General features: G+C 68.5%; 19 protein-coding genes. 15 read left to right on the top strand and 4 right to left on the bottom strand.

Translation table 11 applies throughout. From position 1 onward, the window contains the following. The first annotated feature begins 140 nt into the window (after positions 1-140). From AC6CH2_RS05615 to AC6CH2_RS05565, 11 genes are all read left to right on the top strand, one after another. Positions 141-2,261: a prolyl oligopeptidase family serine peptidase gene (locus tag AC6CH2_RS05615; RefSeq protein ID WP_498268332.1), complete on the top strand. Its 2,121-nt coding sequence runs from the start codon at positions 141-143 to the stop codon at positions 2,259-2,261. A gap of 143 nt (positions 2,262-2,404) precedes the next feature. Then, positions 2,405-4,555 carry a S9 family peptidase gene (locus AC6CH2_RS05610; protein WP_498268331.1) on the top strand — a complete coding sequence of 717 codons (2,151 nt, stop codon included), beginning with the start codon at positions 2,405-2,407 and terminating at the stop codon, positions 4,553-4,555. 139 nt (positions 4,556-4,694) lie between these two features. Further along, a complete protein-coding gene (locus AC6CH2_RS05605) occupies positions 4,695-5,159 on the top strand; it encodes a YbaN family protein (protein WP_498268330.1) in 465 nt (154 codons plus the stop codon). Between the two features lie 99 nt (positions 5,160-5,258). Further along, entirely contained in the window at positions 5,259-5,603 is a 345-nt protein-coding gene (gene lptM / locus AC6CH2_RS05600) for an LPS translocon maturation chaperone LptM (RefSeq protein WP_498268329.1), read from the top strand. Continuing rightward, entirely contained in the window at positions 5,596-6,459 is an 864-nt protein-coding gene (gene dapF, locus AC6CH2_RS05595; RefSeq protein WP_498268328.1) for a diaminopimelate epimerase, read from the top strand. Before lptM ends, dapF begins: the two co-directional genes overlap by 8 nt. After that, positions 6,456-7,142: a DUF484 family protein gene (locus tag AC6CH2_RS05590; protein ID WP_498268327.1), complete on the top strand. Its 687-nt coding sequence runs from the start codon at positions 6,456-6,458 to the stop codon at positions 7,140-7,142. The genes dapF and AC6CH2_RS05590 overlap by 4 nt, the downstream gene beginning before the upstream one ends. 46 nt (positions 7,143-7,188) lie before the next feature. Beyond that, on the top strand, positions 7,189-8,076 hold the full coding sequence (gene xerC, locus AC6CH2_RS05585) for a tyrosine recombinase XerC (protein WP_498268326.1): 888 nt from the start codon (positions 7,189-7,191) through the stop codon (positions 8,074-8,076). A 205-nt stretch (positions 8,077-8,281) separates the two neighbouring features. Further along, entirely contained in the window at positions 8,282-8,833 is a 552-nt protein-coding gene (hslV, locus tag AC6CH2_RS05580) for an ATP-dependent protease subunit HslV (protein ID WP_435396760.1), read from the top strand. Between the two features lie 132 nt (positions 8,834-8,965). After that, entirely contained in the window at positions 8,966-10,312 is a 1,347-nt protein-coding gene (gene hslU, locus AC6CH2_RS05575; protein WP_498268325.1) for an ATP-dependent protease ATPase subunit HslU, read from the top strand. A gap of 247 nt (positions 10,313-10,559) precedes the next feature. Beyond that, on the top strand, positions 10,560-11,891 hold the full coding sequence (locus AC6CH2_RS05570) for a DoxX-like family protein (RefSeq protein WP_498268324.1): 1,332 nt from the start codon (positions 10,560-10,562) through the stop codon (positions 11,889-11,891). A 2-nt stretch (positions 11,892-11,893) separates the two neighbouring features. Continuing rightward, complete coding sequence (locus AC6CH2_RS05565; protein WP_498268323.1) at positions 11,894-12,358, top strand: DUF2269 family protein; 465 nt, start codon at positions 11,894-11,896, stop codon at positions 12,356-12,358. Here AC6CH2_RS05565 and AC6CH2_RS05560 read toward each other — a convergent pair whose 3' ends face one another. The 3 genes from AC6CH2_RS05560 to AC6CH2_RS05550 all read right to left on the bottom strand — a co-directional run bounded on the left by AC6CH2_RS05560 (position 12,359) and on the right by AC6CH2_RS05550 (position 13,929). Next, positions 12,359-12,829, bottom strand: coding sequence for a GNAT family N-acetyltransferase (locus AC6CH2_RS05560; RefSeq protein WP_498268322.1), 471 nt, complete (start codon positions 12,827-12,829; stop codon positions 12,359-12,361). It abuts the gene before it with no gap. A gap of 83 nt (positions 12,830-12,912) precedes the next feature. After that, positions 12,913-13,368, bottom strand: coding sequence for a nucleoside deaminase (locus tag AC6CH2_RS05555; RefSeq protein WP_435396755.1), 456 nt, complete (start codon positions 13,366-13,368; stop codon positions 12,913-12,915). Between the two features lie 90 nt (positions 13,369-13,458). Continuing rightward, complete coding sequence (locus AC6CH2_RS05550) at positions 13,459-13,929, bottom strand: GNAT family N-acetyltransferase (RefSeq protein WP_498268321.1); 471 nt, start codon at positions 13,927-13,929, stop codon at positions 13,459-13,461. A 169-nt stretch (positions 13,930-14,098) separates the two neighbouring features. Between AC6CH2_RS05550 and ubiE the strand changes: the two genes are divergently transcribed. Then, complete coding sequence (ubiE, locus tag AC6CH2_RS05545) at positions 14,099-14,860, top strand: bifunctional demethylmenaquinone methyltransferase/2-methoxy-6-polyprenyl-1,4-benzoquinol methylase UbiE (protein ID WP_498268320.1); 762 nt, start codon at positions 14,099-14,101, stop codon at positions 14,858-14,860. Positions 14,861-15,089: 229 nt separating this feature from the next. On the opposite strand, the gene AC6CH2_RS05540 is transcribed toward ubiE, so the two are convergent. After that, positions 15,090-15,830 (bottom strand): SDR family NAD(P)-dependent oxidoreductase, encoded by a 741-nt coding sequence (locus AC6CH2_RS05540; RefSeq protein ID WP_498268319.1) that lies wholly within the window; start codon positions 15,828-15,830, stop codon positions 15,090-15,092. Between the two features lie 243 nt (positions 15,831-16,073). Between AC6CH2_RS05540 and AC6CH2_RS05535 the strand changes: the two genes are divergently transcribed. From AC6CH2_RS05535 to AC6CH2_RS05525, 3 genes are read left to right on the top strand one after another with little or no spacing between them, the layout of a single operon-like run. Next, positions 16,074-18,035 (top strand): M1 family metallopeptidase, encoded by a 1,962-nt coding sequence (locus AC6CH2_RS05535; RefSeq protein WP_498268318.1) that lies wholly within the window; start codon positions 16,074-16,076, stop codon positions 18,033-18,035. Positions 18,036-18,045: 10 nt separating this feature from the next. Continuing rightward, a complete protein-coding gene (locus AC6CH2_RS05530; RefSeq protein WP_498268317.1) occupies positions 18,046-19,023 on the top strand; it encodes an alpha/beta fold hydrolase in 978 nt (325 codons plus the stop codon). Beyond that, complete coding sequence (locus AC6CH2_RS05525) at positions 19,020-19,751, top strand: hypothetical protein (RefSeq protein WP_498268316.1); 732 nt, start codon at positions 19,020-19,022, stop codon at positions 19,749-19,751. Before AC6CH2_RS05530 ends, AC6CH2_RS05525 begins: the two co-directional genes overlap by 4 nt. The last annotated feature ends 24 nt before the right edge of the window (positions 19,752-19,775 follow it).

The raw sequence follows: 19,775 nt of genomic DNA, 5'->3' as shown, positions 1-19,775 counted from the left end.
GCCTGCTTCGAGGCCGCGCCGCGGCCCTTCGGCGGCCTCGCAACGCGCCAAACCCGGCAACTCCCTCCATGACCTTGGACAGGGCGGCGGCCGCGCGTCCCTGTGCTAGCGTGACGGCCTTCCTTTGCACCGGATGAGCCATGTCCTCGATGTCGCAGACCTGTCAATCCCTGCTGTTCGCAGCAGGTATCGCCGCCGCCTCGGCCTCCGGTGCCGCACCCGCCAAGGAGGCCGCCATGAACGATTCCTATGCCTGGCTCGAAGAGGTCGAGGGCAAGCGCTCGCTCGAATGGGTGCAGGCGCGCAACGCCAAGACCGAAGCCGAGCTCGCGGCGACCCCGCAATTCAAAAAGCTCGAGTCCGACATCCGCGCGATCCTCGATTCCAACGCCAAGATCCCCGGCGTTGAGAAGATCGGCGACTACTACTACAACTTCTGGAAGGACGCGCAGCACCAGCGCGGCCTGTGGCGCCGCACCACGCTCGAGGAGTACCGCAAGGACCAGCCGAAGTGGGAGACCGTGATCGACCTCGACGCGCTCAACCGCGAAGAGAACGAGCAGTGGGTCTGGCACGGCGCCGACTGCCTGCGCCCGGACTATCAGCGCTGCCTGGTCGCGCTGTCGCGCGGCGGCTCCGATGCCGACGTCACCCGCGAGTTCGACCTGACCACCAAGGCCTGGGTCGAGGACGGTTTCTTCCGTCCCGAAGCCAAGGGCAGCCTGAACTGGATCGACCGCGACCACGTCTACGTCGCCACCGATTTCGGCCCCGGCTCGATGACCACCTCGGGCTATGCGCGCGTGGTCAAGCTGTGGAAGCGCGGCACGCCGATGGCCTCGGCCAGCCTGGTCTACGAGGGCCAGCCGACCGACATGATGATCGGCGCGACGCACGACCACACCCCGGGCTTCGAGCGCGACTTCGTCCAGCGCACGCTCGCGTTCTACAACGACGAGCTGTACCTGCGCGGCGCCGACGGCAAGCTGAGCAAGATCGACCTGCCGAACTCGGCCAACAAGTACGTCCATCGCGAATGGCTGATCGCCGAATTGCGCGATCCGTATGAGGCCGGCGGCAAGAAGTACGCCTCGGGCAGCCTGATCGCGATCAAGTTCGACGACTTCCAGGCCGGCAAGCGCGACTTCACCACCTTGTTCGCACCGACCGAGACGACTTCGTTGGCGAACGCGGTGTGGACGCGCAACCACCTGATCCTCAACGTGCTCGACGACGTCAAGTACAAGCTCGCCGTGCTGACCCCGGGCGAGGGCGAGTGGAAGCGCGAGGCCCTGGCCGGCGCGCCGACCTTCGGCACGGTCATGGTCGGCGCGGTCGATTCCGACGAAAGCGACGCGGTCTGGCTCAGCGCCAGCGACTACCTGACCCCGAGCACCCTGGCGATGGGCGAGGTCGGCAAGAACGCCAAGGCGCCGGAAGTGCTGAAGACGATGCCGACCTTCTTCGACGCGTCCAGGCACGTGATCGAACAGCACTTCGCCAAGAGCAAGGACGGCACCCGCGTGCCGTACTTCCTGGTGCGGCCGAAGGATCTCAAGCTCGACGGCAGCGCGCCGACCCTGCTGTACGGCTACGGCGGCTTCGAGATCTCTCTGACCCCGAGCTATTCCGGCGGCATCGGCAAGGGCTGGCTGGAGAAGGGCGGCGTGTATGCGGTCGCCAACATCCGCGGCGGCGGCGAGTACGGCCCGCGCTGGCATCAGGCCGCGCTCAAGGCCAACCGCCACAAGGCCTACGAGGACTTCGCCGCGGTCGGCCAGGACCTGATCGCGCGCAAGATCACCAGCACCCCGCACCTGGGCGTGCAGGGCGGCAGCAACGGCGGCCTGCTCACCGGCAACATGCTGACCCAATACCCGGACCTGTTCGGTGCGGTCGTGGTGCAGGTGCCGCTGCTCGACATGAAGCGCTACAGCCACCTGCTGGCCGGCGCCTCGTGGATGGCCGAGTACGGCGACCCGGACACCGCCGACTGGTCGTTCATCCAGGGCTTCTCGCCGTACCACCTGTTCGACGCCAAGCGCGAGTACCCGCCGGTGATCTTCATGACCTCGACCAAGGACGACCGCGTCCATCCGGGCCATGCGCGCAAGATGGCGGCGAAGATGCTCGATGCCGGCAAGAACGTGCGCTACTACGAGAACATCGAAGGCGGCCACGGCGGGGCGGCCAACAACGCCCAGCAGGCGCACATGAACGCACTGGCCTTCACCTTCCTGTGGGAACAGCTGGCCAAGTGACGGGCCGGCCGGCCGCAGCATGACCCGACGGGCGCCCAGGCGCCCGTCGTCGTCTGCGCCGGTCCGGGGGGCGTCGCCCCGAACCCTGCCCTCAGCCTGAATCTTGCGGTTGCGCGGTTGCGCATCCCGATATCGGACCCAATATGAAACCGACCCTAATCACGCTTGCGGCCACGCTCCTGATGACCACGACCCTTTCCGCCACCGCAGCCGTGCTGCCCAACCCGCCCGACGCGGCCAAGAAGCCGCACCAGGTCAAGGCGCCGCACGGCGCCGAGCGCAGCGACGAGTACTACTGGCTGCGCGACGACAAGCGCAAGAACCCCGAGATGCTGGCCTACCTCAAGGCCGAGAACGCCTACGTCGATGCGGTCATGGCGCCGCTGAAGCCGCTCGAGGACACCCTGTACGAAGAGATCGTCGGCCGCATCAAGCAGGACGACAGCTCGGTGCCGTACCGCGAGCGCGGCTACTGGTACTACACCCGCTTCGAGACCGGCCAGGATTATCCGATCCAGGCGCGCCGCAAGGGCAGCATGGACGGCGCCGAGGAGATCCTGCTCGACGTCAACGCGATGGCCAAGGACAAGCAGTACTTCAACGTCGGCGACTACGAGGTCAGCCAGGACAACCGGATCCTGGCCTGGGCCGACGACGCGGTCGGCCGCCGCCAGTACAAGATCCGCTTCAAGAACCTGGTCACCGGCGAGATTTATCCCGACGTCATCGACGACGTGTCGCCGAACCTGGTCTGGGCCGACGACAACAAGACTCTGTTCTACGTCGAGAACGACCCCGAGACCCTGCTGACCGTCCGGGTCAAGAAGCACGTGCTCGGCACGCCGGCCTCGGCCGACGTGCTGGTCTACGAAGAAAAGGACGACAGCTTCTACATGGGCATCGGCCGCACCCGCGACGATGCCTACATCTGCATCAGCCTGCACAGCACCGTGTCGAGCGAGGCGCGCTGCGCGCCGGCCGCCGACCCGAAGGAGTTCGTGGTGCTGGCGCCGCGCGAGCGCGACGTCGAATACGATGCCGATCATCTCGACGGCCGTTGGGTGATCCGCACCAACGCGCCCGGCGCCGACGGCCAGCCGGCGCCGAACTTCCGCCTGGTGACGGCCGCCGACGGCGCCCGTTCGCGCAAGGAGTGGAAGGACTGGGTCGCGCACCGCGACGACGTCTTCATCGAAGGTTTCGAGCTGTTCGACGGCTTCACCGCGGTGGCCGAGCGGTCCAACGCGCTCGAGCGCCTGCGGCTGATCGGCAAGGACGGCAAGGAGGAATTCGTCAAGGCCGACGAGCCCGCATTCTCGATGGGCCTGGCGACCAACTCCGAGCACGACACGCCGTGGCTGCGCTACACCTACACCTCGATGACCACGCCGGCGACGACCTACGAGCTCAACACCCGGACCGGCGAGCGCAGGCTGCTCAAGCAGCAGCCGGTGATCGGCTACGACCCCGAGAAGTACGTGACCGAGCGCTTCTGGGCGACCGCGCGCGACGGCGTCAAGGTGCCGGTGTCGCTGGTCTACAAGAAGGGCTTCGAGAAGAACGGCAAGGCGGCGATGCTGCAGTACGCTTACGGCAGCTACGGCTCCTCGACCGACCCGGGCTTCAACAGCACCGTGGTGAGCCTGCTCGACCGCGGCATGGTCTATGCGATCGCCCACATCCGCGGCGGCCAGGAACTCGGCCGCAAGTGGTACGACGACGGCAAGCTGTTCAACAAGAAGAACACCTTCACCGACTTCATCGACGTCAGCGCCGAGTTGGTCAAGGCCGGCTATGCCGCGCCCGACCGCGTCGCGGCCTACGGCGGCAGCGCCGGCGGCCTGTTGATGGGCGCGATCGCCAACATGGCGCCGCAACAGTACCGGGTGATCCTGTCGCAGGTGCCGTTCGTCGACGTGGTCACCACCATGCTCGACCCGAGCATCCCGCTGACCACCAACGAGTACGACGAGTGGGGTAATCCGGAGAAGAAGGATTACTACGACTACATGCTCAGCTATTCGCCGTACGACAACCTCAAGGCCCAGGCCTATCCGGCGATGTTCGTCGGCACCGGCCTGTGGGATTCGCAGGTGCAGTACTGGGAGCCGGCCAAGTACGTCGCGCGTCTGCGCGACATCGACACCGGCAAGCAGCCGCTGCTGTTCCGCACCAACATGGAGGCCGGCCACGGCGGCAAGTCGGGCCGTTTCCGCCGCTTCCGCGAGCAGTCGGAGATGTACGCGTTCATGCTCGATCAGCTCCAGGTCGGCACCGGGCCCTCGCTGAAGTAAGCGCCCGCGCTCGATTCGACGGCACCGGCGGCGCCTGCCACGATGCCGTCGTCGTTTGCGCCGGCCGCGCGCACCGAAAGCCGCGGCCGCACCCGCCATGTCCACACCAGACGCCTCACGACCGCCGCATACTGCCGCCATGCCTGTTCCGCCGCCTGCCGACCCCGAGCCCTCGCCCGCGCCCGCGCCCGCCGCGGATGCCGGCGAGGGCGGGGGGGCGTCGAAGGCCCGCCCCGGCCGGTTCCGCTGGGCCTGGCGGCTGCTCGCCTACGTCAGCCTGGCCCTGGGCGCGATCGGCATCGTGGTGCCGGGCCTGCCGACCGTGCCGTTCGTGCTGCTGTCGGCCTTCGCCGCCGCGCGCGGCTCCGAGCGCCTGCATGCCTGGTTGCTCGGCCACCGCCGTTTCGGGCCGGTGATCCGCGACTGGGAGCGGCATGGCGCGGTCAGCCGGCGCTCCAAATGGTTGGCGGTGTCGATGATGGCGGCCTCTTCGGTCGTCATGTTCCTGACCTCGCCGAAGCTGTGGATGGCGACGACCGGGACTGCGATCATGACCGTCGTCGCGGTCTGGTTGTGGCGCCGGCCGGAACCGCCGCGGGCCTGAGCGCGGCCGACGCGGGCCCCGGCCCCGCCTGAACCTGCGCCGCTCGACGCGGCCCCGGACGGGTTCGTTTCGGCGCCGACTGCGGGCTACACTTCGCCCATGAATGCACGCATCGCAACGCTTCTCGTTTTGACCGCGCTGACCCTCGCCCTGACCGCTTGCGGCAACAAGGGCCCGCTGGTCCTGCCGACCGAGCCCGCGCCGCAGGAAGCGCCCGTGGCCAAGCCGGGCGAAGTGCCGGTGACCATTTCCACCGCCAACGATCCGCCGGTCGCCGCCGACCCGAACGCCAAGACCTCGCTGCCGACCCTGCCGCCGCTCGACAGCGCGCAGCCGGCCGCCGAAGGCGCGAAGGAGCCCGAAGCGCAGGACAAGGACGGCGACGGCAAGGACGATGCCGAGCCGGCCAAGCCCGCCGAGCCGGTGCCGCAAGGCGATGGTTGAGTCCGCGACCGGCGCGGCCGCGCCGCTGCGCTTCAGCAAGATGCACGGCGCCGGCAACGATTTCGTGGTGCTCGACCTGCGCGGCGGCGCGCCCGAACCGGGCGCCGAGCTGTGCCGCGCCTTGGCCGACCGCCATTTCGGTGTCGGCTGCGACCAGATCCTGACCGTCGAAGACCCGCTCAGTGAGGGCGCGGTCGCGTCCTACCGGATCTGGAACGCCGACGGCTCGGGTTCGCAGCAATGCGGCAATGGCGCCCGTTGCATCGCCGCCTGGCTGGTCCGCGACGGGGCCACCGCCGGCGCCGGCAGCTTCGCCGTCGACAGCCCGGCCGGCCGCCACGCGGTCTGGGCGCTCGGCGACGGCCGTTACCGCATCGACATGGGCCGGCCCGACTTCGAGCCGGCGCGCATCCCGATGCGCGGTTACAGCGCCAGCCAGGACCAATACGTGGTCGACATCCACGATACCGTGATCGGTTTCGGCGCGGTGTCGATGGGCAATCCGCACGCGGTGATCGAGGTCGACGACGTCGACGCCGCGCCGCTCGACAGCATCGCTCCGCTGTTGCAGTCGAGCGACGCGTTTCCGGAATCGGCCAACGTCGGTTTCGCCCAGGTGATCGGACGCGACCGCATCCGCCTGCGGGTCTACGAGCGCGGCGTCGGCGAGACCCTGGCCTGCGGCAGCGGCGCTTGCGCCGCGGTCGCGGTGCTGATCCGGCGCGGCCTGATCGACCGCGACGTGGCCGTGCAACTGCCCGGCGGCGAATTGCGCATCGCCTGGCCCGACGACGCGGCGACGCTGTCGATGGCCGGCCCGGCGGCTTTCGTGTTCGAAGGAGAGTGGAACCGATGAGCGACAAGTTCAGCGAGCAAGCCAGCGACAAGTACAGCGCCCACGAAGTCGCCAACTGGCTGCGTCGTCATCCGCGGTTCCTGCAGCAGTTTCCCGATCTGTCGATGAGCCTGGTGGTGCCGCGCGAGGAAGGTTCGGCGGCGTCGCTGGCGAGCTACCAACTGGAAGTGCTGCGCGACAAGAACCGCGAACTGTCGCGACGCCTGCAGGAGCTGTTCGGCAACGCCCAGGAGAACGAACGCCTGGCGGTGCGCACTCATCAACTGACCCTGGCGCTGTTGCGCCAGGTCAGCGCCGCCGACACCTTGCGCGCGATGGCGGCGAGCCTGGCCGAGGATTTCAACGGCGACCTGGTGCGCCTGGTCGTGTTCGAGCCGATCGAAGGCCTGGGCGACAGCGACTGGCTGCAGGTCATTCCCGAGAGCGACGCGCGCCTGCAGCCGTTCCGCGACGCCTTGAGCGACGGCGAGCCGCTGTGCGGCCGCCTGCAGCCGGAAAAACACCTGGTGCTGTACGGCGATCGCGCCGAAGAAGTGCAGTCCACCGCCTTGCTGGCGCTGCCCGGTACCGGCCTGATAGCCGTGGGCAGCCGCGATGCGAACCGCTTCTTCCCCGGCATGGGCACCTTGTTCCTGCGCATGATGGGCGAGTCGCTGGCGGTCGCGTTGAGGCGGTTCGACTGAGGCGAGCGCGCGGACGCGATCCGCGCCGACACGCTGCCGGTTCGCCATGAGCACCCCCCAGGCCTTCCTCGATCACCTGAGCGTCGAGCGCCGCATGTCGGCGCATACCCTCGACGCCTACCGGCGCGATCTCGAGGCCCTGGCGCAGTGGTGCGAACACAGCGGCCGCGGCGAGCTGCTTCGATTGAACGCGGAAGACCTGCGCGCGTTCATCGCCGCCGAGCATCGGCGCGGCCTCACCCCCAAGAGCCTGCAGCGCCGTTTGTCGGCGTGCCGTAGTTTTTACGCATGGCAGGTCAAGCAGGGCGCGCTCGCGGCGAGCCCGGCCGCGGCGATCCGCGCGCCGAAGGCGCCGCGCAAGCTGCCGCAGGTGCTCGATCCCGACGAGGCCAAGGCCCTGGTCGAAGTGCCGACCGACGTGCCGCTGGGTTTGCGCGACCGCGCGCTGCTCGAATTGTTCTATTCCTCCGGCCTGCGCCTGAGCGAGTTGTGCGCCCTGCGTTGGCGCGACCTCGACCTCGACGACGGCCTGGTCACCGTGCTCGGCAAGGGCAGCAAGCAACGCAGCGTGCCGCTGGGCTCGCACGCGCGCGCGGCGTTGCGCGAGTGGCGCGCCTCGACCGGCGCGCCGAACGAGGCGCAGGTGTTTCCCGGGCGCGGCGGCGGGCCGATCACGCCGCGCGCAGTGCAGTTGCGGATCCGCCAGCTCGCCCAGCGCCAGGGCCTGTTCAAGCGGGTGCATCCGCATCTGCTGCGGCATTCCTTCGCCAGCCACATCCTCGAATCCTCGGGCGACCTGCGCGGCGTGCAGGAACTGCTCGGCCACGCCGACATCGCCACCACCCAGATCTACACCCACCTGGATTTCCAGCACCTGGCCAAGGTCTACGACGCGGCGCATCCGCGGGCCAAGCGCAAGCCGGGTAAGGAGTAACGAGTAACGAGTAGCGAGTAACGAGTAGCGAGGAGGGGGGCTGCCCCCCCTTTGCGCGGGCGCGGCGGGGCTGCGCTGAACGCGACGCGTTGCTCGTTACTCTGCGCTCGTTCCTTCGCTGTTCCTCTTCGCCCGCTCCTCGCCCCCCGGGGCTTGACTAGTCGTCCGGCGCCCCCATCCAGGACTTCAGTATCCAGGAGGTCACATGGACCCCAGTCAGAACCCCACTGTTTTTCACGCCACCACCATCGTTTCGGTGCGCCGCGACGGGCGCGTCGCGGTCGCCGGCGACGGTCAGGTGACGCTCGGTCACACCGTCATGAAATCCAACGCGCGCAAGGTGCGCCGCCTCGGCCGCGACGGCCAGGTGCTGGCCGGTTTCGCCGGCGCCGCCGCCGATGCGTTCACCTTGTTCGAGCTGTTCGAAGCCAAGCTCGAAAAGCACGGCCAGCTGACCCGCGCCGCGGTCGAACTGGCCAAGGATTGGCGCACCGAGCGCCGCCTGGGCAAGCTCGAAGCGCTGCTCGCCGTCGCCGACAAGGAAACCTCGCTGATCATCAGCGGCACCGGCGACGTCATCGAGCCCGAGGACGGCATCATCGCGATCGGTTCCGGCGGCATGTACGCCCTGTCGGCCGCGCGCGCGCTGACCGCGCACACCCAGCTCGACGCGCGCACCATCGCCACCGAAGCGATCAACATCGCCGGCGACGTGTGCATCTACACCAATCGCAATGTGGTGGTCGAGGAGCTGTAGCAACGATTGCAGAGAAGTGAAGAGTAGGTAGGACCATTCCTCTTCGTTTCCCGTTCGTAGCGCATCCGCTCACTCCTCACCCTTCTCAACTCACTTCTTATCTCTATGAAACCCGACAACAGTCACGCCACCATGACGCCCCGCGAAATCGTGCAGGAGCTCGACCGCCATATCGTCGGCCAGCACGCGGCCAAGCGCGCGGTCGCGATCGCGTTGCGCAATCGCTGGCGCCGCATGCAGCTCGACGACGACCTGCGCAACGAGGTCATGCCCAAGAACATCCTGATGATCGGCCCGACCGGCGTCGGCAAGACCGAGATCGCGCGCCGCCTCGCGACGCTCGCCAACGCGCCGTTCGTCAAGGTCGAGGCCACCCGCTTCACCGAGGTCGGCTACGTCGGCAAGGACGTCGAGCAGATCATTCGCGACCTCGCCGACACCGCGGTCAAGCTGTACCGGGAACAGGCCAAGGTGCGCGTGCGCACCCAGGCCGAGGACCGCGCCGAGGACCGCATTCTCGATGCCTTGCTGCCCAAGCGCGTGCCGGGCGGTTTCGGCTTCGGTTCCGAGACCCCGGCGCAGGACACCAGCGCGCCCGACAGCGACACCCGCGCCAAGCTGCGCAAGCAGTTGCGCGCCGGCGACCTCGACGAGCGCGAGATCGAGATCGAAACCTCGGTCAACGTCGGCGTCGACATCATGGCGCCGCCCGGCATGGAGGAAATGGGCCAGCAGCTGCGGCAGATGTTCTCGCAGGTGTCCGGCGGCAAGACCCACAAGAAGCACCTGACTATCAAGGCCGCGCGTCCGCAGCTGATCGAAGAGGAGGCGGCCAGGCTGGTCAACGAAGACGACGTGCGCGCCGCCGCGATCGAGGCCTGCGAACAGCACGGCATCGTCTTCATCGACGAGATCGACAAAGTCGCCAAGCGCAGCGAAGCCGGTATGAGCGGCGGCGATGTGAGCCGCGAAGGCGTGCAGCGCGATTTGCTGCCGCTGGTCGAGGGCTCGACGGTCAGCACCAAGTACGGCTCGGTCAAGACCGACCACATCCTGTTCATCGCCTCGGGCGCGTTCCACCTGGCCAAGCCGAGCGACCTGATCCCGGAGCTGCAGGGGCGCTTCCCGATCCGGGTCGAACTCGGTGCGCTGAGCAAGGACGATTTCGTCCGCATCCTGACCGAACCGAAGGCGTCGCTGACGACCCAGTACATCGAGCTGCTCAAGACCGAAGGCGTGGACCTGCAATTCACCGCCGACGCGGTGGACCGTCTCGCCGAGATCGCCGCGCAGGTCAACGAGCGCCAGGAGAACATCGGCGCGCGTCGTCTGCACACCGTGCTCGAACGCCTGCTCGATACCCTGAGCTACGAGGCGCCGGACCGCGGCGGCCAGGCGGTGAGCATCGATCGCGCTTATGTCGATCAGCACCTGGGCGAGTTGGTGCAGGACCCGGATTTGAGCCGTTACATCCTCTGAAGCTCTTCTCTCGCTCTTTCGTCGATTGGAGCGGGATTGAGGGCGGGGGACGGCACGAACTCAGTTCTTGAGTGTTGGTACAGCCAGTCAAACGTGCCCTCACCCTGAGCCTCTTCCGCAAGCGGGAGAAGGAATCGAGCGCGACGCAGCCATTAGCCCCTCTCCCGTCGACGGGAGAGGGTTGGAGTGAGGGCGGCCGGACAGGCCGCGATCCGGCATCGCGCATGCTCTGCTAACGTGACGCCCCATGGACGACACCGCACCCGCCTCAGGGACTGAAGCATCGCGCTCCACCGTGGCCGGCACCGCCCTGGTGCTCGGCGCCAACGGCTTTCTCGCCGGCTACATCATCGCCGCCTTGCGCCAGCGCGGTTGGCAGGTGATGCGCGGAGTGCGCGCGAGCGGCCGTGCCCTGCACGCCGACGAGCGCGCGGCCGACCTGACCAGGATGACCACGCCGGAAGCCTGGCGCGAGACCCTGCACGGGGTGGACGCGGTGATCAACGTCGCCGGCATCCTGCGCGAGACCGGCGCCCAGACCTTCCAGGCCATCCACGTCGACGGGCCGCTCGCGCTCGCCCAGGCCTGCGTCGCCGCCGGCGGCCTGCGTTTCGTGCAGATCTCCGCGCTCGGCGAACCCGAGGACGGCGCCTTCATCGCCTCCAAGCATCGTTTCGATGAGCTCCTGCTCGCCCTGCCGTTGAAGGCGGTGGTGTTGCGGCCGTCGATCGTCTATGCCGCGTCCGGCTCCTACGGAGGCACCTCCTTGCTGCGCGCGCTGGCGGCGTTTCCGGGTTGGCATCTGCTGCCGGGCGACGGGCGTTGGGCGATCCAGCCGGTCTCGGCCGAAGACCTCGGCACGCTCGCCGCGCTCGCCGCCGCGGGCGAGCAACGCGGCGTTTTCGAGGTCGGCGCGCCGCAGGCGATGTCCCTGCGCGACTACCAGACCACCTGGCGGCGTTGGCTGCGCATCGACGGCAACGCCGCGATCGCGGTGCCGGAGCCGTTGGTGTCTTTTCAGGTCGGCATCGGCGAGCGGCTCGGCCGCGGCCCGGTCGGCGAGACCATGTGGCGGATGCTCCGGCGCGGCAACGTCACCGGCGCCGACGCGTCCGCGCGCCTGCAGGCCGCGTTCGGCCACGCGCCGCGCGATCTCGAGACCGCGCTTGGGGCAACCCCGAGCCAGGTCCAGGACCGCTGGCAGGCGCAGCTGTATTTCCTGGCGCCGACTTTGCGCATCGCCATCGTCGCGCTGTGGCTGATCTCGGCCGTGGCCGGGTGGCTGACCCCGGCGGCGGCCATCGAAGCGCTGGTCGCGGGGACGCCGATGCAGGCCTGGCATCCGGTGCCGCTGGCGCGCGCGACCGCCTCGCTCGACGCGCTGCTCGCGCTGGCCTTGCTGGCCGGCTGGCGCCCGCGCCCGGTGCTTGGGTGGATGGGACTGTGCGTGCTCGCCTACACGCTCGCCTTCGGCCTGTTGCTGCCGGCGCAGTGGCTGGACCCGCTGGGCGGGCTGGCGAAGAATCTGCTCGTGCTGCCGGCGCTCGCGGTGGCCTGGGTACTCGCGGACCGGAGGTGAGCATGGACTACCTGTGGGTGAAGTGGATCCACATCCTGTCGTCGACCCTGTTGTTCGGCACCGGCCTGGGCATCGCCTTCTTTTTCTGGATCGCGCACCGGCGCGGCGACCCCAAGGTGATCGCCGAGACCGCGCGCACGGTGGTGATCGCCGATGCCTGTTTCACCGCGCCGGCGGTGATCGTGCAGTTCGTCAGCGGCATGTGGCTGACCTGGCGGCTCGGCATCCCGTTCTCGGTGTTCTGGCTGAAGACCGCGTTGCTGCTGTTCTTCGTGGTCGGCGCCTGCTGGCTGCCGGTGTTGTGGCTGCAGGCGCGCGCGCGTCGCCTGGCGGCCGAAGCGGCGGCGCTCGGTGCGCCCTTGCCGGAGGCCTACCGGCGCACCATGCGCTGGTGGTTCTGGCTCGGTTGGCCGGCTTTTCTCGGCGTGATGGCGATCTTCTGGCTGATGGTGATGAAACCGGTCTGATCAGCGGCGCAGTTCGAGCAGCACGCCCATGGTGGGGAATTGTTCGCTGCCGGCGAGCCAGCCGGGACGGCGTTCGATTTCGACGAAACCTTCCGAACGATACAGATGCAGGGCCGGTTCGTTGCCGGCCAGCGCCAGGGTCGTCACCACCGGCCCGGCCTCGGCCAGCGCGTGCCGCAGCAGGCGACGGCCGAGGCCGCGGCGGTGGTAGTCCGGATGCACGTACAGCCAGTTCAAGGAATTGCGCTGGTAGGCGACGAAGCCCTGCACGACGGTGTCGATCGAGGCCACGTCGAGGCGGCCGTCGAACAGGCCTTCGCTGTGCGCGGTGCGCGCCAGGCTGCGGAACGCGGCGACGTCGGCGCTGCGCCGCAGTTCGTCCAGGCGCGCGCGGTCGTGGATGTCGCACAGGCGCGGCCAGTCGCTCAACAGATAGGGGCGGATGTGGACGTCGGTCGGCGGCAGGCGCATTGCGAAGGATTCTGCACCGGCCGCCGCCGGCTTGCACCCGCGCGCGTGCGGCAACGCGAGCGGCCGCACGCGCCGCGCGCGCCTCAGTCCTCGCCGATGTCCTCGTTCCACACGTCCGGATGCGCGGCGATGTAGCCGCCGAGCATCTCGATGCATTCCTGGTCGGCCAGGTCGATCACCTTGACCCCGTTCTCGCGCAGCCAGTCGACGCCGCCGCTGAAGTTGACCGACTCGCCGACCACCACGGTGCCGATGTTGAACTGGCGCACCAGGCCGCTGCAGTACCAGCACGGCGCCAGGGTGGTGACCATGATGGTGTCGCGGTAGCGGCGCTGGCGACCGGCCTTGCGGAAGGCGTCGGTTTCGCCGTGCACCGAGGGGTCGTTCTCCTGGATGCGGCGGTTGTGGCCGCAGCCGAGCAGGCGGCCGTCGTTGTGGTACAGCGCGGCGCCGATCGGGATGCCGCCTTCGGCGAGGCCCTGGCGGGCCTCGGCGACGGCGGTCTTGAGCAGGGCGCGGTAGTCGGGCGTGGCGATCATGGAAGGCTCCGGTTCGATGGCGTCCAGTCTGGCGCGGCGGCGCGCCCCGGTCGAGTCGCTGGCCGGCGGTTCGTCCTGCGCCGCGGGGGATCAGCGGTCTGGGCGCCGCAACAGGTCGATATGCGGGATGCCGTCCTCGACATAGGGCGCGGACGCGGGTTCGAAGCCGTAACGTCCGTAATAGTCTTGCAGATGCGCCTGCGCGCCGATCTGCACGTCGGCGCCGGGCCAGCGCCGTTCGATCTCGATCAGCGCGGCCTCGATCATCGGCCCGCCGTGGCCCTGGCCGCGGTGCGCCGGTGCGGTCAGCACGCGGCCGAAGCTGACCTGCGGATAGCTCAGCCCGGCCGGGAGGATGCGCAGATAAGCCGCGAGCGCGCCGTCGGGCGCGCGGCCGAGCAGGTGGACCGCGCCGGGGTCTCGGTCCTTGCCGTCGGGATCGAGATACACGCAGTTCTGCTCGATCACGAATACCTGCGACCGCAGCCGCAGCAGCTCGTAAAGCTCGTCGGTGGCGAGTTCGCGGAAGGGCTTGGCGTGCCAGGTCAGCGGGGCGGTCATGGCCGGATTCTCGCAGAGCCCGGCGCGGCCGGCCATGGCGCAGGCGGGCCGGTCGCTGGCGCGAGTTTGTCGGTGGCGGGGCTTGGTGAGCCCTTGGCGACCCGGCCGGTGCGGCCGCGCGATCGGGCCCGCGACCGAGCCCGGCCGGCGGGCATGCGATAATCCCGGCATGAGCGAACAGACCCCCAAGCCCGACACCACCCACTTCGGTTTCCGCGACGTCCCCAAGGGCGAGAAGCGCAAGCTGGTCGGCGAAGTGTTTTCCTCGGTCGCCGGCAACTACGACCTGATGAACGACCTGATGAGCCTGGGCATCCATCGGGTCTGGAAGCGCTATTTCACCGCGACCGCGCAGGTCCGCCGCGGCGATCGCGTGCTCGACCTGGCCGGCGGCACCGGCGATATCGCCGCCTTGCTGCGCGACCGCGTCGGCGACCGCGGCACCATCGTGCTGGGCGACATCAACCGCGAAATGCTGCGGGTCGGCCGCGACCGCATGACCGACCAGGGGCTCGTCTCCGGCTTCGAGTACGTGCAGTGCAACGCCGAGTCCCTGCCGTTCCCGGATGCGAGCTTCGACCTGGTCACCATCGCCTTCGGCCTGCGCAACGTCACCGACAAGGACGCCGCGCTGCGCGAGATGCTGCGCGTGCTCAAGGTAGGCGGCCAGGCGCGCGTGCTCGAGTTCTCGGAAGTGAAGGCCGACTGGTTCAAGCCGATCTACGACTTCCATTCGTTCAACGTATTGCCGAAGCTCGGCAAGCTGTTCGCCAACGACAGCGAGAGCTACCGCTATCTGGCCGAGAGCATCCGCAAGCACCCGCCGCAGGACGAACTCAAGCAGATGATGATCGAGGCCGGCTTCGCCCGCGTCGACTACAAGAACCTCAACGCCGGCATCTGCGCGATCCATACCGGCTACAAAGTCTGAGGCGAGCGCCCGGCGCAGCATGAATGACGAAGAACGCCGGGGCGAAATCCCCGGCGTTCTTGTTGCTGCCTCGGTTTTCGCGGTTCTATCGATGGATGGCGCTGAAGTCTCTGGATCTGCGCCTTCGCGGAGATGACGAGGGAGAGTCGTTGCACCACCCGCCTACCGTCGCCCCCGCGCAGTCAGGCATCTTGGACCGCGCGAAGATGACGGCTGGACGTGGCCATTCTCAAGCCGAAAACCCGCCATCCACCGAAATCGCGGTGCCGGTGATGAAGTTGCCTCCCGGGCCGGCCAGGTGGGCGACGGTCGCGGCGACGTCTTCGGGGCGGCCGTATTCGCCCAGCGGCAGGCCGGCGCGTTGCGCATCGGCGCCTTCGCCGTCGGCCGGGTTCATGTCGGTATCGACCGGGCCGGGCTGGACCACGTTGACGGTGATGCCGCGCGCCCCGAGATCCTGCGCCAGGCCCTTGCTCAGGCCGATCACCGCGGCCTTGCTCATCGAATACAGGGTCATGCTCGGCGCGCCGACTCTTTCGCCCAGGCAACTGCCGATGGTGATGATGCGGCCGCCGCGTGGCAGGTGCCTGGAGGCGGCCTGGGCGGCCACGAACGGCGCACGCACGTGGATCGCCATGACCCGCTCGTAAGACTCGGCGCTTTCGTCCTCGAACGGGCCGTAGGCGAACACGCCGGCGTTGTTGACGACGATGTCGAGGCGGCCGAATTCGGCGACGGTGCGTTCGACTGCGGCGGTCACCGCCTGCGGGTCGGCGCTGTCGGCGGCGAGGGCGAGGGCGCGGCGGCCGCCGGCCTGGATCTCGGCGACCACCGCCTGGGCCTGTTCGGCAGCGCGCGCGTAAGTCAGGACGATGTCGGCGCCGTCGGCGGCCAGGCGGCGCGCGATCGCCGCGCCGATGCCGCGGCTGCCGCCGGTGACCAGGGCTACTTTGCCTGCGAGAAGCGTCATCTCGGTATTCCTTGAAGTGAGAAAGGGGAGGGCGATGGTGCCGATCGTGGCAGGCGCACCGGCGCGCGCCTACGGCCGCGGTGGGAAGCATCGTTGCGCGCGCCCGGCCGCGGAAAGCATCGTTGCGCGGTTGCCGCCGCCCGCGGCACCGCCAGCCGCCAAGCGCGGCGACGCAGTGCACCATGCCGGGCCATGGCCGAGGCGCTAAACTCGGGCGCTCGACCCGTCGTCCGTGGACCTTTCATGCGTTATTCGATCCTGACCGTTTGCCTTGTCGCGGCCCTGACCGCCGCCGCCGGCTGCTCGCGCGATGCCGCGCCCACCGCCGCCGACTCCACCCCGCCCGCGGCGACGCCGGAGGCCAAAGTGAACGACACCGCTGCCGCGGCCGACCGCGACGAGCATTCCTACGCCCAGCCCGATCTGGTCCGCATCGACGATCTGGCCCTGCAACTCGCGGTCGACTTCGCCAGCAAGACCCTGACCGGCAGCGCCACCTACACCCTCGACTGGACCGATCCCAAGGCCACCCAGCTGGTGCTCGACAGCCGCGACCTGACGATCGAAAAAGTCGTCGGCGAGCGCAGCGACGGCAAGTGGGTCGACCTCAAGTTCGCCCTCGCCGAAGCCGACAAGACCCTCGGCAGCAAGCTGACCATCGAGGTGCCCGAACGCAGCAAGCGCGTGCGCGTCAGCTATGTCACCTCGCCGAACGCCTCGGGCCTGCAATGGCTCGAACCGTCGATGACCGAGGGCAAGAAGACACCCTTCATGTTCAGCCAGTCGCAGCAGATCCACGCGCGTTCGTGGGTGCCGCTGCAGGACACGCCGAGCGTGCGCTTCACCTACACCGCCCACGTCACCGGGCCGAAGGACGCGATGGTGCTGATGAGCGCCGACAACGATCCCAAGGCCCCGCGCGACGGCGACTACAGCTTCAAGATGCCGCAGAAGATCCCCTCGTACCTGCTCGCGATCGCGGCCGGCGACCTGGTGTTCCAGCCGATCTCCAACCGCGCCGGCGTGTGGGCCGAGCCGGCGATGGTGAAGAAGGCGGCGACCGAGTTCGCAGACACCGAAAAGATGATGGAGACCACCGAACGGTTGTACGGCCCTTACCGGTGGGAGCGCTACGACATCCTGGTGCTGCCGCCGTCGTTCCCCTACGGCGGCATGGAGAACCCGCGCCTGACTTTCGCCACCCCGACCGTGATCGTCGGCGACAAGTCGCTGGTGTCGCTGGTCGCGCACGAACTCGCGCACAGCTGGTCGGGCAACTTGGTCACCTTCTCCAGCAGCAAGGACGGCTGGCTCAACGAAGGCTTCACCAGCTACGTCGAAAACCGCATCGTCGAGGCGCTGTACGGCAAGGAGCGTTCCGACATGGAGAACGTGATCGGCCGCAACGAACTCGCCGCCGAGTTCAAGACCATCGATCCCAAGCTGCAGGCACTGGCGTTGAAGCCGGGCACGCTGAAGGACCCGGACGAGGCCAGCAGCGCGACCGTCTACACCAAGGGCGCCTGGTTCCTGCAGTTCCTCGAACAGCGCTACGGCCGCGAGGTGTTCGACCCCTTCCTGCGCGGCTACTTCGACCACTTCGCTTTCCAGAGCATCCCGACCACCAAGTTCGTCGAATACGCCAAGGCCAACCTGCTCGCCAAGCATCCGGGCAAGGTCAGCGAGGCCGAACTGGAGGAATGGATCTACGGCCCGGGCATCCCGAAGTCGGCGCCCGCCACCCAGTCGCCGCGCTTCGACGCGGTCGACGCCGCACGCAAGGCCTGGACCGAGACCGGCACCTTGCCGGACCAGGCGCTGACCGCGAAGTGGAGCACCCAGGAATGGGTCCACTTCATCGAGGGCATGCCGGAAACGCTCAAGGTCGAGCAGCTCGCCGCGCTCGACGCCGCTTATCACTTCACCGGTACCCCGAACGGCGAGATCGCCCAGCGCTGGTATCCGCTCGCGGTGCGCAGCGGCTATCGCCAGGCCGATGCGGCAATCGCCGCTTTCCTGCAGAAGATCGGCCGTCGCAAGCTGATCATGCCGACCTACGGCGAACTGGCGAAAACGCCCGAGGGCCTGAAGCTGGCCGAGGACACCTTCGCCAAGGCCAGGCCCGGCTATCACCCGATCACGACCGCTTCGGTCGAGGCGGTGATCGCCAAGGCCAAGTCCGCGCCGCCGGCCGCGGCGAAGTAAGCGCGAGCGCATGAGCCTGCCTCGCCTGCTCAAGACGGTCGCCCTGGTGGCGGCCGTCTTGACGGGCGCGCTATTGGCGTGGCTGTGGCGCGATCCCTACCGCGTGGTGCTCGGCGATTACGCGCGCCAGCGCATCGTCGCCGGATTGGGCCGCAGCGCCGCGCAGATCGACGACCACCGCTGGGTCTACGCCTACAACGACGAAGCGCCGGCGGACGCGCCGACCGTGGTGATGGTGCACGGCTTCACCGGCGGCAAGGAAAACTGGTATCCGCTCGCGCAGCGGCTGCGCGGCCGCTATCGATTGTTCGTCCCGGACCTGCCGGGTTGGGGCGAAAGCGAGCGCAAGGCCGGCGCCGACTATGGCTTCGTCGCCCAGAGCGACCGCGTCGCGCGCTTCGTCGAGCAGGTCGCGCGCAAGCCGGGCAGCCAGGTGGTGTTGCTCGGCCATTCGATGGGCGGCGCCATCGTCGCCCTGACCGCCGCGCGCCATCCCGCGGACGTCGACCGCGTGGCCTTGTTCAATTCGGCCGGCGTGCGCTTCAAGGACAACGTGTTCGGCCGCGAAGTGCTCGAAGGCAAGAACCCGTTCGCGGTCAGCGACGCCGCCAGCCTCAAGCATTACCTCGGCATCCTGTTCTACGACGAACGGGCCAAGCCGGTCATTCCGTGGCCGGCCGACGGCATCTATATCGACCGCCGCAAGCGCGACGCGGCGTTCGAGCAATCCGTGCTCGACAAGATCGGCCGCGGCGACGAGCGGTTCCTGCCCGGCGACGAAGCCGCCGGCATCCGCCAGCCTGCGCTGCTGCTATGGTGCCGGCAGGACGCGGTCATCGACGCCAGCGCCCTGGAGCTGTTCGCGGCGAAACTGCCGCAGGCGCAACGGGTATTGCTGGACGGCTGCGGCCACATGTCGGTGATGGAACAACCCGACGCGGTCGCCGAGGCCGTGGATCAACTGATAGCCAAGGGAACGCCGCGATGACGCTTCGCTACGCCACCATGCTCCTCGCCGCCGCGATCGCGCTGGCCGCCTGCAAGCAGCCCGATCCGAAGATCGCCGAAGCGGCCAAGGCCGCGCAGCAGGAACAGGCCGCCGCCGCGGCGGCGAAGGAATTCGATACCGCCTACGGGCAGAAGAACTGGGAAATGGCCGCGGCCCACGGCGAGATCGTGACCTCGAAATACCCCGGCACGCCGACCGCCGACCGCGTGCGTCCTCTCTACGAAGAAGCCCAGGCCAAGGCCAAGGAAGTGCGCGAGCAGCGCCGCGTCGAATCGCTGTGGTCGTATATGAGCACGCCGGTCAAGACCGCGAAGGGCAAATCCGGCACGCAGCTGTCGGCTTCGATCTACGCCCGCGCCAACGTCGAAACCGACGGCAAGACGCCGCGCCCGGTGCAGCTGATCTTCCGCGATCACCCCGACTGGGGGCGCAGCAGCTACCTCGTGCTGCAGGTCGGCGACTTCGACTGCTATGGCGGCTGCAAGCTCAAGATCGGCTTCGACGGCAAAATCAAGACCATGGCCGGCAGCCGTCCCAAGACCGACGAGGCCATCGCGATGTTCGTCGAAGACGAGCGCGCGCTTTGGCGCGGCATCGGCCAGGCCAAGGAGCTGACCATCGAATTCCCGGTCAAGGCCGGCGGCACCCGCACGGCGAGCTTCGACGTCGGCGGATTGAAGCAGGACAAGCTGCCGGGTTGGAAATAATCAGTGGTCCCGTCCCAAGCACCC

Source organism: Lysobacter sp. GQ73, from assembly GCF_059758755.1.
The sequence above is the reverse complement of the archived record's forward strand: the minus strand, read 5'-3'. Positions and strand labels throughout refer to the sequence as shown.

What these genes read in the sequence shown, in the direction of transcription:
- AC6CH2_RS05615 (WP_498268332.1), top strand. Translation starts at nt 141, where the DNA reads ATGTCCTCGATGTCGCAGACCTGTCAATCCCTGCTGTTCGCAGCAGGT.
- AC6CH2_RS05610 (WP_498268331.1), top strand. Translation starts at nt 2,405, where the DNA reads ATGAAACCGACCCTAATCACGCTTGCGGCCACGCTCCTGATGACCACG.
- AC6CH2_RS05605 (WP_498268330.1), top strand. Translation starts at nt 4,695, where the DNA reads ATGCCTGTTCCGCCGCCTGCCGACCCCGAGCCCTCGCCCGCGCCCGCG.
- lptM (WP_498268329.1), top strand. Translation starts at nt 5,259, where the DNA reads ATGAATGCACGCATCGCAACGCTTCTCGTTTTGACCGCGCTGACCCTC.
- dapF (WP_498268328.1), top strand. Translation starts at nt 5,596, where the DNA reads ATGGTTGAGTCCGCGACCGGCGCGGCCGCGCCGCTGCGCTTCAGCAAG.
- AC6CH2_RS05590 (WP_498268327.1), top strand. Translation starts at nt 6,456, where the DNA reads ATGAGCGACAAGTTCAGCGAGCAAGCCAGCGACAAGTACAGCGCCCAC.
- xerC (WP_498268326.1), top strand. Translation starts at nt 7,189, where the DNA reads ATGAGCACCCCCCAGGCCTTCCTCGATCACCTGAGCGTCGAGCGCCGC.
- hslV (WP_435396760.1), top strand. Translation starts at nt 8,282, where the DNA reads ATGGACCCCAGTCAGAACCCCACTGTTTTTCACGCCACCACCATCGTT.
- hslU (WP_498268325.1), top strand. Translation starts at nt 8,966, where the DNA reads ATGACGCCCCGCGAAATCGTGCAGGAGCTCGACCGCCATATCGTCGGC.
- AC6CH2_RS05570 (WP_498268324.1), top strand. Translation starts at nt 10,560, where the DNA reads ATGGACGACACCGCACCCGCCTCAGGGACTGAAGCATCGCGCTCCACC.
- AC6CH2_RS05565 (WP_498268323.1), top strand. Translation starts at nt 11,894, where the DNA reads ATGGACTACCTGTGGGTGAAGTGGATCCACATCCTGTCGTCGACCCTG.
- AC6CH2_RS05560 (WP_498268322.1), bottom strand. Translation starts at nt 12,829, where the DNA reads ATGCGCCTGCCGCCGACCGACGTCCACATCCGCCCCTATCTGTTGAGC.
- AC6CH2_RS05555 (WP_435396755.1), bottom strand. Translation starts at nt 13,368, where the DNA reads ATGATCGCCACGCCCGACTACCGCGCCCTGCTCAAGACCGCCGTCGCC.
- AC6CH2_RS05550 (WP_498268321.1), bottom strand. Translation starts at nt 13,929, where the DNA reads ATGACCGCCCCGCTGACCTGGCACGCCAAGCCCTTCCGCGAACTCGCC.
- ubiE (WP_498268320.1), top strand. Translation starts at nt 14,099, where the DNA reads ATGAGCGAACAGACCCCCAAGCCCGACACCACCCACTTCGGTTTCCGC.
- AC6CH2_RS05540 (WP_498268319.1), bottom strand. Translation starts at nt 15,830, where the DNA reads ATGACGCTTCTCGCAGGCAAAGTAGCCCTGGTCACCGGCGGCAGCCGC.
- AC6CH2_RS05535 (WP_498268318.1), top strand. Translation starts at nt 16,074, where the DNA reads ATGCGTTATTCGATCCTGACCGTTTGCCTTGTCGCGGCCCTGACCGCC.
- AC6CH2_RS05530 (WP_498268317.1), top strand. Translation starts at nt 18,046, where the DNA reads ATGAGCCTGCCTCGCCTGCTCAAGACGGTCGCCCTGGTGGCGGCCGTC.
- AC6CH2_RS05525 (WP_498268316.1), top strand. Translation starts at nt 19,020, where the DNA reads ATGACGCTTCGCTACGCCACCATGCTCCTCGCCGCCGCGATCGCGCTG.